Genomic DNA, 14,483 nt, shown 5'->3' on the forward strand with positions numbered 1-14,483 from the left:
GCCTAACCGATGCTCAGCGCGATGCCGTCAAGGATGTCGTGTTCGCTTGCGGTGGCCTCGGTGATCCTTCCGCCACTCAACTCCCCCATCCGTTCCAGGATGCGGCGCCACACCAGTCCCCCGGCGCCGATGACATCCACACGCCCGGGGTGCATGTACGGCAGTGCCGCTCGGCTTGCCCGGGTCATGGACAGCAGGTCGGTGGCGGCGTCGCGGACGTCCCCGATGGGCAGTACTGCGCCGTGGATGGCGGCCGGCGAATATTCCGGCAGGCGGAGCGCATGGGCAGTGATGGTGGTGACGGAGCCGGCAACACCGACGACGGCGGTGGCGCGCTCCAGCGGCACGTCGCGTCCTGCCCGGGCCATGGCTGCGTCCACGTCGGCTTCCGCGGCGGCAATCTGTTCCGCCGTGGGCGGATCGGCACGCAGGTGCCGTTCCGTCAGGCGGACACAGCCGATGTCCACGGACTTCGCAGCGGTGACCCCGCCGGCGGTGCCCAGGACGAACTCGGTGCTTCCGCCGCCAAGGTCCACCACCAGCACCTGGTGGCCGTCCAGGATGGGCAGGACGCTGCTGGCACCGGCAAAGGACAAGGCCGCTTCCTCGTCCCCGGAGATTACTTCCGGTTCCACTCCCAGCAGGTCCCTGATGCCGTCGACGAAGACGTTCCGGTTGCGCGCATCGCGGCTCGCGGAGGTGGCTACGAAGCGGATCCGCTCCGCGCCGTGTTCTTTGATGAGGCGGGCGTAGTCAGCAGTGGCGGCGAAGGTGCGTTCCAGGGCCTCCGGGGCCAGTTCGCCCGTGGCATCCACGCCCTGGCCCAGCCGGACCACGCGCATCTCCCTGACGACGTCGGTAAGGGCCGCGTTGCCGTTGCTGCGGTTGATGTCCGCGATCAGGAGGCGGATGGAGTTGGTGCCACAGTCGATGGCGGCCACGCGGGTCATTCGCCGGCCTCTGTGGCGCCGGCGGACTTCCGCACGGGGGCGGGGCGTCCGGCGATATCGGGCAGGCCTTGGGGTCCGTGGCGGCTGAGGTCCCTGGATGGCGCCTCGCCGGTGGTGTCCCAGGCGCCGGTGCAGTAGCACCTGTCCGCGGTCCACCATTCGCTGATCATGTCCAGCGCCTGGTCACCGAGGGGGTTGACGCCGCTGCCTGCTGCCAGGGAATGACCCACCAGGACGTGCAGGCATTTGACGCGGGTGGGCATTCCGCCGGCGGAGACGCCGTCGATTTCAGGCACCGGACCGATGCCTGAACGCTCGCCGATGGCGGCACGGGCGGCCAGGTACTCCTCGTGTGCTGTCCGGTAGTCAGCTGCGAGCGCGGCATCGCCTGCCAGCTGGTCGTTCATGCTGTTCATGACGCCTGCCGCTTCAAGCCTGGAAACCGCGGAGGTGATGACCGGGTGCGTCAGGTAGAAGGTGGTGGGAAAGGGGGTGCCGTTGCTGAGGCGCGGTGCGGTGGCCGCTACCAGTGGGTTTCCACAGACGCAGCGCGCCGGAATCTCCACGACGTCGCGGACGGGACGTCCCAGCTGCCTGCTCAGTACTTCAAGGTCGTGTGCTGTCGGTTGGCGGGATTCGTCCCGGGCGGCTGCCGTGTTGTGTTCCACTGTCGCGGGCCGTCCTTCCTGTGCGGTTCAGTCTGTGGCCGCGCGCCTGATGGACTCCCACAGGGAATCCACCCACGGCAGATCGGCGGGGTCTTGTGCTGCTGCGCCGGCGGGGCTACTGCTTTCTCCGGCCGGCTCATCGCTGCCAAAAACCCAGTAGCCGGTTTCGCCCGGCATAACCATGTTAATGCGGTCGCGGGCCTGCTGTTTGACGTAGTTGGGGTCCTGCCACCGCGAAACCTGCTGACGGAGGGCGTCGCCTTCGGCCTGGCGTGCGGCGATATCGGCGTTCAGCGCGTCGATTTCGGCTTTCTTGTCGAAGAAGATCTTCACCGTGGGCGCCAGCATGATGGTGATGGCGATCATGACAACGGCCAGGGCCAGCATGCGGCCGGAGAACGCCTTGGCCGGGACCGGGTGCTGCTCCTCGTCGCCAATCCGGGCGGCCTTGCCGTCACCGGAACTGCTGCCTTTGCGTCCGGCGGAAGGCCTGGCCTTGGCCGCCTCCCCCGCCTTCCCGGCGGCGTGTCCCCCGGCTCCATGCCCCCGGTTACCGCCCAAAGGTGCGGTATGCGCCCTCGCATCCCCACCCTTGCCCGGGCGGAAATCCGTCCGGATGACCTCGGCACGGCCGGAGGATCCGTCGTCGGCCGTTTCCTTGGCTGGACGGGCGGGGGCGACCTTGGGAACTTTGGGGCGGCGGGTAGCCATGACACTCCTGAAACGCAGCCTGCCTGGGCCGCCACTATCTGTGCTGGACAAATGCTGCTGGAAACAACAGCGGTGGCTATGGTCTTTCAACCATAGCCACCGCGGATGGGTTTAGGCGGTTACTAGCCCTTGAAACGCGGGAACGCGCTGCGGCCGGCGTAGCGTGCGGCGTCGTCCAGTTCCTCTTCGATGCGCAGCAGCTGGTTGTACTTGGCAACGCGCTCGGAGCGGGCAGGGGCGCCGGTCTTGATCTGGCCGGCGTTGGTGGCCACCGCGATGTCGGCGATGGTGGTGTCCTCGGTTTCGCCGGAGCGGTGTGAGGTAATGGTGGTGTAGCCGGCGCGCTGGGCCAGGCTCACGGCATCCAGGGTCTCGGTCAGCGAACCGATCTGGTTGACCTTGACCAGCAGGGAGTTGGCGGTCCTGGTGTCGATGCCGCGCTGCAGGATGGAGGGGTTGGTGACGAAGAGGTCGTCACCCACCAGCTGGACCTTGTCGCCGATGGAGTCGGTGAGGGTCTTCCAGCCTTCCCAGTCGTTCTCGTCCAGGGGGTCTTCGATGGAGACCAGCGGGTAGTCTGCCACGAGCTCGGCGTAGTAGGCGCTCATCTCGGTGGCGGACAGGGACTTGCCTTCGAACTGGTAGGCACCGTCCTTGAAGAACTCGGAGGAAGCCACGTCCAGGGCGAGGGCGATGTCCTTGCCCGGGGTGTAGCCGGCGTTCTTGATGGCTTCCTGGATCAGGTCCAGGGCTGCACGGTTGGACGGCAAGTTCGGGGCGAAGCCGCCCTCGTCGCCGAGGCCGGTGGACAGGCCCTTTTCCTTGAGCACGGACTTGAGGTTGTGGTAGACCTCGACGCCCCAGCGCAGGCCTTCAGAGAAGGTCTCGGCACCGATCGGGGCGATCATGAATTCCTGGATGTCGACGTCCGAGTCGGCGTGGGATCCGCCGTTGAGGATGTTCATCAGCGGGACCGGCAGGACGTGGGCGTTCGGGCCGCCAAGGTACTTGTAGAGCGGCAGGTCGGCGGAGGCTGCGGCGGCGTTGGCGACGGCCAGGGAGACGCCCAGGATGGCGTTGGCGCCGAGCTTGCCCTTGTTGGGGGTGCCGTCCAGGTCCAGCATGGCCTGGTCAATGCTGCGCTGGTCGGTGGCGTCGAAGCCGGTCAGGGCGGGGGCGATCTGGTCGATCACGGCGTCGACGGCCTTCTGTACGCCCTTGCCGAGGTAACGGCCCTTGTCGCCGTCGCGCAGTTCGACGGCCTCGTGCTCGCCGGTGGAGGCGCCGGAGGGAACCGCCGCCCGGCCGATCTGGCCGTCGGAAAGCAGGACTTCAACTTCTACGGTGGGGTTGCCGCGGGAATCGAGGATCTCGCGGGCGTGGATGGCATCGATAAGCGCCATGAATTTGCTCCTTATGGGCGATTAACGGGGGGAATCAGGCAGAAAACTCGACGTACTCGTCTGGGACTAGCGTAGTCGAGAGTGCTCCGAGTTACTCAAACCGGGCAAGGCCGGGACGTCATGATGCTGCCGGGTCGTTTTGGTCAGCCTGGTCGCTTTGGTAGCGGCGGACCGCGGCACGCAGGGCGCGCTCGGCGTCCATGCCGCTGTCCCGGGCGGAACGCACGACGGCGAGCAGCAGGTTTCCGAGTTCATCCTCGCTTGCGGGAACGGGAGCCCCCTCGGGGAGCCCCAGGCCCGCACGGGCGGCCCGGTCCAGCGACTTGTGGGCCTTGGCCAGCGCAGGCAGCGCGTCCGGAATGCCTTCAAAGGCATTGAGCCGCTCCGGGCGTTCGGCCCGTTTGACCGCATCCCACTTCAGCTCGATCTCCTCGACCGTCGCCGGGAAGCTGTCCCGCAGGGAACCGTCGGGTTTAAAGACGTGCGGGTTGCGGCGGATCATCTTGCCACCCAGGCCGCGCGCCACGTCGTCGAACGTGAACGCGCCCCGCTCCTCAGCCAGCCGGGCATGCAGCACCACCTGGAGGAGGACATCCCCCAGCTCGCCCCGGAGTTCGGCGTCCGGGTGGCCGTCCTCGATGGCCTCGGCCACCTCGTAAGCCTCCTCCAGGAGGTACTCCACGAGTGAAGCGTGGGTCAGGGCCCCCATCCAGGGACAGTGCTCACGCAGCTGCGCGACGATGGTGACCAGCTGTTCAGCCGCTGGCTGGTCAGCCAAGGTTGGCGTAGGCGTCGTTGATGTATTCCACCAGCGCTTCCTTTTCCTCCAGGGGCAGGAAGGACGCCTCGGCGGCATTGAGGGTCAGCTCCAGCAGGTCGTCGAGGTCGTAGTCGAAGGTTTCCACCAGCAGGTTGAACTCATCGGTCAGGGTGACGCCGCTCATCAGCCGGTTGTCCGTGTTGATGGTGACGTTGAAGCCCAGCTGGTAGAGCATGTCCAGCGGGTGGCTTTCGATGCCTTCACCGAATTCCGCGATGGCGCCGGTCTGGAGGTTTGAGGAGGGGCAGATTTCCAGGGCGATGCCGCGGTCGCGGACCCAGCTGGAGAGGTCCCCGAGGGTAACCAGGCCCACGGTGTCGCCGGCTTCGTCGTCGTCATCGAATTCCACCATGATGTCCTCGGCGATGCGGACGCCGTGTCCCAGCCGCAGGGCCCGGCCGTCCACCAGCGCGGACTGGATGCTGTCCAGTCCGGCGGCCTCGCCGGCGTGAACCGTGGCGGGGAAGTTGTGCTGCGCAAGGTAGGTGAAGGCGTCCTTGAAGCGGCTGGGCAGGAAGCCGTCCTCGGCCCCGGCGATGTCAAAGCCCACGGCGCCCTTGTTGCGGTGCCGGACGGCCAGCTCGGCGATCTCCTGGCCGCGGTCAGCGTGCCGCATGGCGGTGATCAGCTGGCCCACCTGGATTTCGCGGCCGCTTTCAGAGACAGCTTCGACGCCGGCTTCCAGGCCGTCCTGGACTGCTTCGACAGCTTCATCGAGGCTGAGGCCCTTCTGGAGGTGCTGTTCGGGGGCCCAGCGGACTTCGCCGTACACCACGCCGTCGTCGGCAAGGTCCTCGACGAATTCCTTCGCCACCCGGAACAGGCCGTCGTAGGTCTGCATCACGGCAACGGTGTGGTCGAACGTTTCCAGGTAGCGGACCAGGGATCCGGAATCCGCTGATTCCTGGAACCACTGCCCCAGGGCCACGGGGTCGGTCGAAGGGAGCGGGTGGCCAACGGCCTCCGCCAGTTCGATGATGGTGGCAGGACGGAGTCCCCCGTCCAGGTGGTCGTGAAGGGAAACCTTGGGCAGGCTCTTCAGGTCAAAATCGATGGCAGGGGCAGCGTCAACAATGGGCTCAGTCACGTTCCCACCTTAGGGTGGGGCGGGATTCAAAGCCAGCCGCTACTTGGCTGCCGGGCCGGCCTCCGCCGAGGGCATTACCAGGGCCTGGGTGCCCGGGCGTCCTTCATGGCCCGCGGTTGGGGTGTCATCGCTCCAGCCGTCCGTATCAGGGGCGTCGTTCCGGCCCAGCCGCTTGTGCCACCAGCGCAGCAGGTGGTCGATGACGATGCCCAGGACGATGGCGAACACGACGGCGATACCCGCGCTCAGCAGGGGGTTGTGGTGCAGCCAGGGGAACGAGCTGGCAAGAACGCCGATTCCCAGGGAGTAGCCCACCCACGTGACGCAGGCGAAGGCATCGAAGACGAAGAACCTGCGGTGCGAGAAACCGGTGCTGCCGGCGACGTAGTTGACGGCCACCCGGCCCCAGGGGATGTACCGGGCGGTGAAGATCAGGACGGCGCCGCGCTTTTCCAGCTCATAGCGCGCCCAGGCGAAGACCTTCCGGACCTTGGGCCGGCGCATCCACCCCCACCGGTCCAGGCCGATCTTGCGGCCGAGCAGGTAGGCCATGTTGTCGCCGCAGATGGCACCGATCAGGGCCGTGAGGCCCAGGATCCAGAGGTTGGGTTCGCCGCTGTGCCGGGAGAAGGCCGCCAGCGCAACAATGAGGGTCTCGCTGGGGACCACCATGGCGAAGCCGTCCACGAAGAAGAAAACCAGCAGGACGGGGTAAATCCACCACTGGCCCGCTGCATGGAGCACGGCCTCATTAATAAACTCCACGCGGTGTTGCTCCTGTATTAAAAATGACACAGCCAAAGTGCCGCAGCCAAAGCGGAAATCGTTCCTAAGTGTCCCACGCGGGGGCCGCAGTCCGCTACGCCCCAATGCCCGGAATTACCCCTTAAACGCGCTGCTCAGGCACCTGGTTCCCTGATCCGTTCCACAACGTTGGGTTTGCCCCGGAATTTGTTGATCACCAGGTCAACCACGATGCCCAGGGCAATGGCGCAGACGATGGCGATTGCCGCGCCCAGGACGTGGTTGTCCTCGAACCATTGGCCGAAGAAGAGCCCGATCGCCACGGAGTAGCCGGCCCAGAGGCTGGCCGAGAGGACGGTCAGGCCGACGAACCGGAGATGCGGATAGTGGGTGGCCCCGGCGGTCAGGTTGACGGCCACCCGGCCGATCGGGACAAAGCGGGCCACCAGGATCAGCGAGGCGGGCCGCTTCCGCAGTTCGCGGCCCGCCCAGCGGAATGCACTTTGCATGCGCGGCCCGCGCATCCAGGCCCAGCGCGTGGTGCCCACCCGCCGGCCCAGCAGGTAGGCGATGTTGTCACCCGAGAAGGCGCCCGCAGCCGCGACCAAGGCCAGGAGCAATGGATTGGGAACATCGGCGGTGGCGGCAACGGCTGCGAGGCCCACCACCACGGATTCACTGGGGACGGGCGGGAAGAAACCGTCAATGATGCAGCAGGCCAGCACCAGGACGAGCACCCAGGGCTGCCCGGCTGCGGCGAGGATGAAGTCATTGATGGCCTGCATTGGTGCCTATGCTATGCGGTCGATGATGAGCTGTTGGGCGGGCCGCGAACCTTCCGGTGCGATAACCACGGCGTGTTCCAGGGCTTCCCTGGCACGGGCAAACCGCTCCGGGGTGTCCGTGAGCAGGGTCATCAGGGGTTCCCCGGCGCGGACGGTGGCTCCGGGCTTTGCGTGCATCCGCACTCCCGCTCCCGCCTGGACTGCGTCCTCCTTGCGGGCACGTCCGGCACCCAGCCGCCAGGCGGCCACGCCCACGGCGAGGGCGTCCAGTTCCACCAGCACACCGTCTGCCGGTGCGTATACGGTGTCGGATTCCCTGGCCACCGGCAGCGCAGCCCGCGGGTCGCCCCCCTGGGCGGCGATCATCCGGTTCCAAACGTCCATGGCCCGGCCGTCCTTGAGGGCGGCGGCGGGGTCGGCGTCGTGCACCCCTGCGCAGGCCAGCATCTCTTCGGCGAGCCTGACGGTCAGCTCCACGACGTCGTCCGGGCCCCCGCCGGCCAGCACCTCCACGGATTCCTCCACCTCGATGGCGTTGCCCGCGGTCAGGCCCAGGGGGGTGTCCATGTTGGTCAGCAGCGCCACAGTGTTGACGCCGGCGTCCTTCCCCAGCGCCACCATGGTCTGGGCAAGTTCCCGGGCCTTGGCCTCGTCCTTCATGAACGCGCCGCTGCCCACCTTGACGTCCAGGACCAGCGATCCGGTGCCCTCGGCGATCTTCTTGCTCATGATGGACGACGCGATCAGCGGGATGGCTTCCACCGTGCCGGTCACATCACGCAGGGCGTAGAGCTTCTTGTCTGCGGGCGCCAGGCCGGCACCGGCGGCGCAGATCACCGCCCCGACGTCCTGGAGCTGGGCCAGGATCTCCTCATTGGAAAGATTGGCCCGCCACCCCGGAATGGATTCCAGTTTGTCCAGGGTGCCGCCGGTGTGCCCCAGCCCGCGGCCTGACAGCTGCGGCACGGCCACGCCGAACACGGCGACCAGCGGGGCCAGCGGCAGCGTGATCTTGTCCCCCACGCCCCCGGTTGAATGCTTGTCCGTTGTGTACTTCAGGCCCCCGTCGGGACGCCGGAGGCTCGAGAAGTCCATCCGCTCCCCGGACGCGATCATGGCAGCGGTCCAGCGGGCAACCTCTGCCCGGTCCATCCCGTTAAGCAGGATGGCCATGTTCAGTGCTGCCATCTGCTCATCCGCGATCGCGCCGCGGGTGTAGGCGTCGATGGTCCAGTCGATCTGTTCGGGGCTCAGTGTTCCCTTGTCCCGCTTGATGCGGATGATGTCGACGGCGTCGAACGCCTCGGTCCTGCTCTCGGTCACGGGGTCTCCTCCAGGTGTTCGGGACCAAAGGCGTCGGGCAGCACCTGGTCCATGGTTTTGATGCCGTGGGTGGTCATAAGCTGCATGTCCGGCGCACGGAATTCGTACAGCAGCTGGCGGCACCGGCCGCAGGGCATGAGCACATTGCCTGCCCCGTCAACGCAGTAGAACGCCCGCAGCAGGCCGCCGCCGGTCATGTGCAGGTTTCCCACCAGGGCACATTCCGCGCAGAGCGTCAGCCCATAGCTGGCGTTCTCCACGTTGCAGCCGCTGACAATCCGGCCGTCCCCGGTAAGGGCCGCGGCCCCCACCGGGAATTTGGAGTACGGGGCGTAGGCGTTCTTCATGGCGGCAACGGCGGCTGCTTCGAGGGCCGACCAGTCCACCCTTTGGGCGTTGTCCATGGCCGTCATCCCTTGACGTAAGGGATGCCACTGGCTGCGGGGCCCCTGGATTTGCCAACCAGGCCGGCGACGGCGAGGACGGTCACCAGGTAGGGCAGCATGGCCATGAACTGGCTGGGCACCGGGGTGCCGATGATGGTCACGATGCTCTGGAGGTTGTCGGCGAAGCCGAACAGGAGTGCAGCGAAGAAGGCGCCCACCGGGTTCCAGCGGCCAAAGATGAGGGCGGCCAGCGCAATGAAGCCGCGGCCACCGGAAATTTCCTTGGTGAAGCTGTCGATGGCCACCAGGGTGAAGAAGGAGCCGCCAATGCCGGCAACAGCACCACCGAGGGTCACGTTCCAGAACCGGGTGGCGTTGACGTTGATGCCAAGGGTGTCCGCCGCCTGCGGGTGCTCCCCCACGGCCCGGACGCGAAGGCCCCACCTCGTCTTGAACAGGCCAATCCAGACCACGGCGACGGCCACGTACATGAGGTATCCCACCAGCGACTGGCGGAACAGGATGGGACCGATGATGGGGATGCTGGAAAGGACGGGAATGTCGATGACGTCCAGGCCCGGCGGTGAGTTGAACTGGGCTTTGTTGGCCTGCATCACGGTACTGAACAGGAAGCCCGTCACCCCGGAGACCAGGACATTGAGGACCACGCCGACGATGATCTGGTTCACCAGGTACTTGATGCTGAACAGGGCCAGGACCATGGATACCACCGCGCCCGCGACGGCCGCAGCCAGCAGCCCGACGAAGGCGTTCTTTGTCATGCTGGCAACGATGGCTGCGGTGAATGCCCCGCCCAGGAGCTGCCCTTCAATGGCGATGTTGACCACGCCCACCCGCTCGCACAGGACACCGGACAGCGACCCGAACACGAGCGGAACGGCAAGCGTGACGGATCCGGCGATGAGCCCGGCCAGCGAGATGGCGGGCGTGCGGGCGCCGCCCACCACCCAAATAAGGAAGGCGGCCACGAAGATCACGATGAAGGTGACGGCCAGCCAGCCCGGAGCCGGCTGGTTCCTTGTCTTCAGGTAGACGGCGTATCCCGCCAGTACCACCAGGAGTACCGATAGGACGATGCCGCCGGCAAACGCGTTGATTTCCAGTGCGGGCAGCTGGAAGAAGTCTTCCCCGGTGGAGATGCCGAAGCTGGCCGTCTGGCTGGGGGCCAGGAATCCGAAGAACACCAGGGAGACCACGGCGAAGACGCTGAGCAGGAGGGGAGTCTTCCAGCTGACTGGCCTGGTGGCCGGCGCTGCGGACGGAGCGTCTGCTTTTGATCCTCCCGGCTGGGGTTTGCCGGGCCTGGACGAAGAAACTGTAGTGCTCATGCGGCACCTCCGGTTGTGGCTGCCTGCCCGGACTTGGCTGTGCGCGCGGGCTTCCTGCGCCGCGGGTTCAGTCCGAAAACGGCCCGGACCAGCGGCGGTGCGGCGATGAAAAGGACAATCAGGGACTGGACCACCAGGACGATATCGATGGGGGTGCCGGTCTGGATCTGCATCTGGACCGCGCCGGCGCGGAAGGCGCCGAACAGCAGGCCGGCAGCGAAGGTGCCCCACGGCGTCGAACGTCCCAGCAGGGCGACCGTGATGGCGTCAAAACCGTAGGTGGCGGCAACGCCGTCCGTGAGCACCTTCTCGGTGCCGGCAACCTGGGCCACTCCTGACATGCCGGCAAGCCCGCCGACTATGGCCATGACCAGGATGGTGGAACGGGAGACGTTGATGCCGGCGGTCTGCGCCGCCTTGGGGTTGGCACCCACGGCACGGAACTCAAAGCCGACTGTGGAGCGGTTAAGGAGCCACCACACCAGGACCGTGGCGGCGATCGCCAGGATGAAGCCCAGGTGCAGCCGGTACTGGCTCCCCAGGATCTGCGGGTACACGGCGCTGGGATCCAGGATGGGCGAAATGGGGTTGGACTCCCCCGGCCGCTGGAATGCCGGGGTGTTCAGCAGGTAACGCAGGAAGTACAGCGCGATGTAGTTGAACATGATGGTCACGATGACTTCGTGGGCTCCGGTGCGGGCCTTCAGCAGGCCGGCCAGCCCACCCCAGAGGGCGCCGCCGACGATGCCGGCCACCAGCACCAGCAGCAGGTGCAGGCCGAACGGAAGGTGAAGGGCAAAGCCCGCCCAGGCCGCCAGGATGCCGGCCACGATGATCTGCCCCTGCGCGCCGATGTTGAAGAGCCCGGCCCGGAATGCCAGTGCCACGCCCAGGCCGGCGGTGATGAGCGGCGTGGCGATGGTGAGGGTCTCCATGAAGGGTGCCAACTGGGCAGCCAACCCGTTGCCGCGGGGATTGAACACCGAGCCCTGGAACAGGGCAATGTAGGAGCGGGTGGCGGCGTTCCAGACAGCCGCCAGCATGTCCGTGGGCCGGGCGAAGAAGTAGCCGGCCGTGGTGGCCACCTGCTTGTCCGTGCTGGCAATAAGCAGGCCGCCGATGATCAGCGCCAGCAGCACTGCAAGCACGGACACGATGCCGCTTCCGGTGAAGATCCGGCGCAGTACGGTGTCGGAGCCGCCCGGAAGCTGTCCGCTTTGGGCCGTGGCCGGGACAGCCGAGGGCTGCATCACGCCGCCGGCGGTATCGACGGCCACCACGGCGGCCGTGTCCTCCACGGCCGGGCTGTCCTGGCCCTCGGCGCCGCGACGTTGGCCCTCGGCGTTCTGCTTGCCTTCAGTCTGTGGGTCGTCCTTGGCGTGTTTGGGGGAAGGCTGGTCAGGCATGGTCGGCTCCCTCGGCGTTGGAGGTGGCGGCCGGGGTGCCGGCCTGCGGGGTCTGGGCGTGTTCTTCGGGCGGGATGCCGGCCATCATGAGGCCCAGCACGTCGCGGCTTGTTCCGGCGGGGACAGTGCCCACCAGCCTGCCCTTGTAGAGCACCGCGATGCGGTCGGCCAGTTCCATCACTTCGTCAAGCTCAGTGGAAATGATCATCACCGGGGTCCCCTGGTCACGCTCGGCGACGATCCGCCGGTGCAGGAACTCGATGGAGCCCACGTCCACGCCGCGGGTGGGCTGGGAAGCAATGAAGAGGCGCAGGGGGCGGGAAAGTTCCCGGGCCATCACGAGTTTTTGCTGGTTGCCGCCGGACAGGGTGCCGGCGGCGGCCGCTGCCGAAGGGGTGCGGACATCGAATTCGCCGATGCGGGCCTTGGCGTTCTCCATGATTTTCGCCGGGCTCATGCTGATCCCCTTGGCGAAGGGGGGCTTGTCGTAAAGATCAAGGACCAGGTTCTCCGCCACGGAGAAGGTGCCAACCAGCCCGTCCACTTTGCGGTCTTCTGGGACGAACCCGACGCCGGCCTGCAGGACTTCCTTGACGGAGCGGCCCACGAGTTCCTTGCCGTCCAGGACTATGGAACCGGTGACCCGGTCCTGCAGGCCCAGGATGGCTTCGGTGAGTTCGGTCTGCCCGTTGCCCTGGACGCCGGCAACGGCCAGGATCTCGCCGCGCTTGATGTGGAAGCTGAGGTGGTCCACCACGTGCTGGCCGTTGGGCGCGACGACGGTGAGGTCGCGGACCTCGAAGGTGGTTTCCCTGGGCTGGGCCGGGGCCTTGTCCAGGGTCAGGCTCACGGCACGGCCCACCATCATCGAGGCGAGTTCGGTGGTGGAGGCGGCGGGATCGGCAGTGCCCACCACCTTGCCCCGCCGGATCACGGTGATGGTGTCCGAGACTGCCTTGACCTCACGCAGCTTGTGCGAAATGAAGACGATGGAGGTTCCGCGCGACTTGAGCTGGCGCATGATGTCCAGGAGCTCATCAGTCTCCTGCGGGGTCAGTACAGCCGTAGGCTCATCAAGGATCAGGACCTCGGCGTTGCGGACCAGCGCCTTGATGATTTCCACCCGTTGCTGCACGCCTACCGGCAGGTCCTCCACCAGGGCGTCCGGGTCCACGTCGAAGCCGTACTGGTCCGAGATCTCCTTGATGCGCTGCCGGGTCTGGTCCAGGTTGAGGAACCCGCCCGCCTTGGTGGGTTCGGCACCCAGTGCCACGTTCTCGGCAACGGTGAAGACCGGCACCAGCATGAAGTGCTGGTGCACCATGCCGATCCCGGCCGCCATCGCATCACCGGGACCCCTGAAGGTGACCGGCTTGTCATCGATGAGGATTTCGCCTTCGGAGGGCTCGTACAGCCCATACAGCACGTTCATCAGGGTGGATTTACCTGCCCCGTTTTCACCAAGGAGGCAATGGATCTGGCCCGGCTCAACCACCACGTCGATGTGGTCGTTGGCCAGGAGCGTGCCAAAGCGTTTGGTGATCCCTCTGAGTTCAAGTTTCAAAACTCTGACCAATCTCGAAGCGTCCGGTGATCGACCGGACGGGATATATGGCTGCAGCACCAGCCTAGTGGCTGCAGTACCGGGAGGAGCCGGCCGGGCGCGGTAAACGTTCGGCCAGCAAAAAGCGCCACCGGCCGGCCAGTGGGTGACGGACCGGCGGCGGCGCTTCCTGTTGGTGGATCAGGCCTTGGGGCTTGCCTTGGACTCGACCTTCAGCTTGCCGTCCACGATGTCCTTCTTGATCTGCTCCAGTTCGGACTTCAGTTCTGCTGGGACCTGGGACTCGAGGTCATGGAACGGGGCCAGCTGCACGCCGTCGTTGGCCAGCGTGCCGACGTACGGGGTGCTGCTGAACTTGCCTTGCGTGTCATCCTTGACAACGGCCTCAATGGCGTCGTCCATCGTCTTTATGACGGAGGACAGCATGATGTCCTTGTAGTCGGGGGCGGTCAGGTAACCGTCGGAGTCAACCCAGATCAGCTTGACGTCCTTCCCCGCAGCCTTGGCATCCTTCAACGCGGCACCGGCGCCCTTGCCCACGGGGCCGGCCACGGGCAGCACAATGTCCGCGCCCTGATCCAGGAAGTTCTGGGTGACCTGCTTGCCGACGTCCTGCTTTTCGAAGTCGCCGGTGAAGGTCCCGTCCTGGGCGTCCTTGTTCCAGCCAAGGAGCTGGATGTCCTTGCCCTTCTGCTTGTTGTAGTACTTCACGCCGTCGGCGAAGCCATCCATGAAGATGGTGACGGTGGGGATGTTCTTGCCACCGAAGGTGGCCACTTTCCCGGTTTTGCTGGTCCCCGCGGCCAAGTAGCCGGCGAGGAACGCCGCCTGCGCGGTGTCATAAATGATCGGTTTGACGTTCTTGATGGGCGTTTCGTAGCCGAAGTCGATGATGGCGAAATGCTTGTCGGGGTTGGCCTCCGCCTGCTGCTTGGTGGCGTCGCCCAGCAGGTAGCCGACAGTGACGGTGAGGTCGCAGCCCGCCGTGACCATGGCGCGCAGGTTCGGTTCGAAGTCATTGTTGCTCTTGGACTCGGCCTGGTTGACCTTGATGCCGAGGTCCTTCTCGGTCTTCTTCAGGCCCTCGTAGGAGGACTGGTTGAAGGACTGGTCGTCGAATCCACCGGAGTCCGAAACGATGCAGCCCGTGTAGTTGCTGGCACCTGCGGATGAGGTGCTGCTGGCTTCGGGGGCTGCACCGCAGGCGGTGAGCACAAGCGCGGACGCACCGAGGGTGGCCACACCGGCCATTGAACCGCGCTTGAAGACGGCACGCAGTGATTTCTT

At 66.2% G+C, this 14,483-nt stretch carries 14 protein-coding genes; all 14 read right to left on the reverse strand.

The features are described from left to right. Positions 1-2: 2 nt before the first annotated feature. On the reverse strand, positions 3-950 hold the full coding sequence (locus QFZ60_RS14530; protein WP_307091306.1) for a Ppx/GppA phosphatase family protein: 948 nt from the start codon (positions 948-950) through the stop codon (positions 3-5). Then, entirely contained in the window at positions 947-1,618 is a 672-nt protein-coding gene (locus QFZ60_RS14535) for a DUF501 domain-containing protein (RefSeq protein WP_307091308.1), read from the reverse strand. Before QFZ60_RS14535 ends, QFZ60_RS14530 begins: the two co-directional genes overlap by 4 nt. Positions 1,619-1,645: 27 nt before the next feature. After that, on the reverse strand, positions 1,646-2,329 hold the full coding sequence (locus QFZ60_RS14540) for a septum formation initiator family protein (protein WP_307091310.1): 684 nt from the start codon (positions 2,327-2,329) through the stop codon (positions 1,646-1,648). 122 nt (positions 2,330-2,451) lie between these two features. Beyond that, complete coding sequence (gene eno, locus QFZ60_RS14545) at positions 2,452-3,732, reverse strand: phosphopyruvate hydratase (RefSeq protein ID WP_056332399.1); 1,281 nt, start codon at positions 3,730-3,732, stop codon at positions 2,452-2,454. Between the two features lie 118 nt (positions 3,733-3,850). Continuing rightward, entirely contained in the window at positions 3,851-4,441 is a 591-nt protein-coding gene (locus tag QFZ60_RS14550) for a MazG nucleotide pyrophosphohydrolase domain-containing protein (protein ID WP_307093326.1), read from the reverse strand. Positions 4,442-4,502: 61 nt separating this feature from the next. Next, entirely contained in the window at positions 4,503-5,639 is a 1,137-nt protein-coding gene (locus tag QFZ60_RS14555) for an adenosine deaminase (protein WP_307091312.1), read from the reverse strand. 39 nt (positions 5,640-5,678) lie between these two features. Continuing rightward, a complete protein-coding gene (locus tag QFZ60_RS14560) occupies positions 5,679-6,404 on the reverse strand; it encodes a DedA family protein (protein ID WP_307091314.1) in 726 nt (241 codons plus the stop codon). 134 nt (positions 6,405-6,538) lie between these two features. After that, positions 6,539-7,168 (reverse strand): DedA family protein, encoded by a 630-nt coding sequence (locus tag QFZ60_RS14565; protein WP_307091316.1) that lies wholly within the window; start codon positions 7,166-7,168, stop codon positions 6,539-6,541. A gap of 6 nt (positions 7,169-7,174) precedes the next feature. Then, complete coding sequence (locus tag QFZ60_RS14570; protein ID WP_307091318.1) at positions 7,175-8,491, reverse strand: thymidine phosphorylase; 1,317 nt, start codon at positions 8,489-8,491, stop codon at positions 7,175-7,177. Beyond that, positions 8,488-8,895, reverse strand: coding sequence for a cytidine deaminase (locus tag QFZ60_RS14575; RefSeq protein ID WP_307091319.1), 408 nt, complete (start codon positions 8,893-8,895; stop codon positions 8,488-8,490). Before QFZ60_RS14575 ends, QFZ60_RS14570 begins: the two co-directional genes overlap by 4 nt. Positions 8,896-8,900: 5 nt before the next feature. Beyond that, positions 8,901-10,226, reverse strand: coding sequence for an ABC transporter permease (locus tag QFZ60_RS14580; protein WP_307091320.1), 1,326 nt, complete (start codon positions 10,224-10,226; stop codon positions 8,901-8,903). After that, positions 10,223-11,632 carry an ABC transporter permease gene (locus QFZ60_RS14585; RefSeq protein ID WP_307091322.1) on the reverse strand — a complete coding sequence of 470 codons (1,410 nt, stop codon included), beginning with the start codon at positions 11,630-11,632 and terminating at the stop codon, positions 10,223-10,225. The genes QFZ60_RS14580 and QFZ60_RS14585 overlap by 4 nt, the downstream gene beginning before the upstream one ends. Further along, positions 11,625-13,196, reverse strand: coding sequence for an ABC transporter ATP-binding protein (locus QFZ60_RS14590; protein ID WP_307091323.1), 1,572 nt, complete (start codon positions 13,194-13,196; stop codon positions 11,625-11,627). Before QFZ60_RS14590 ends, QFZ60_RS14585 begins: the two co-directional genes overlap by 8 nt. A gap of 180 nt (positions 13,197-13,376) precedes the next feature. After that, a complete protein-coding gene (locus QFZ60_RS14595; RefSeq protein ID WP_307093328.1) occupies positions 13,377-14,447 on the reverse strand; it encodes a BMP family protein in 1,071 nt (356 codons plus the stop codon). Positions 14,448-14,483: the final 36 nt, after the last annotated feature.

The sequence above is a fragment of the Arthrobacter sp. B2I5 genome, from assembly GCF_030816735.1.
Lineage (GTDB): Bacteria > Actinomycetota > Actinomycetes > Actinomycetales > Micrococcaceae > Arthrobacter.

Coding starts and splice junctions, on each gene's coding strand:
- QFZ60_RS14530 (WP_307091306.1), bottom strand. CDS start 950: ATGACCCGCGTGGCCGCCATCGACTGTGGCACCAACTCCATCCGCCTC.
- QFZ60_RS14540 (WP_307091310.1), bottom strand. CDS start 2,329: ATGGCTACCCGCCGCCCCAAAGTTCCCAAGGTCGCCCCCGCCCGTCCA.
- eno (WP_056332399.1), bottom strand. CDS start 3,732: ATGGCGCTTATCGATGCCATCCACGCCCGCGAGATCCTCGATTCCCGC.
- QFZ60_RS14550 (WP_307093326.1), bottom strand. CDS start 4,441: ATGGGGGCCCTGACCCACGCTTCACTCGTGGAGTACCTCCTGGAGGAG.
- QFZ60_RS14565 (WP_307091316.1), bottom strand. CDS start 7,168: ATGCAGGCCATCAATGACTTCATCCTCGCCGCAGCCGGGCAGCCCTGG.
- QFZ60_RS14575 (WP_307091319.1), bottom strand. CDS start 8,895: ATGGACAACGCCCAAAGGGTGGACTGGTCGGCCCTCGAAGCAGCCGCC.
- QFZ60_RS14580 (WP_307091320.1), bottom strand. CDS start 10,226: ATGAGCACTACAGTTTCTTCGTCCAGGCCCGGCAAACCCCAGCCGGGA.
- QFZ60_RS14585 (WP_307091322.1), bottom strand. CDS start 11,632: ATGCCTGACCAGCCTTCCCCCAAACACGCCAAGGACGACCCACAGACT.
- QFZ60_RS14595 (WP_307093328.1), bottom strand. CDS start 14,447: ATGGCCGGTGTGGCCACCCTCGGTGCGTCCGCGCTTGTGCTCACCGCC.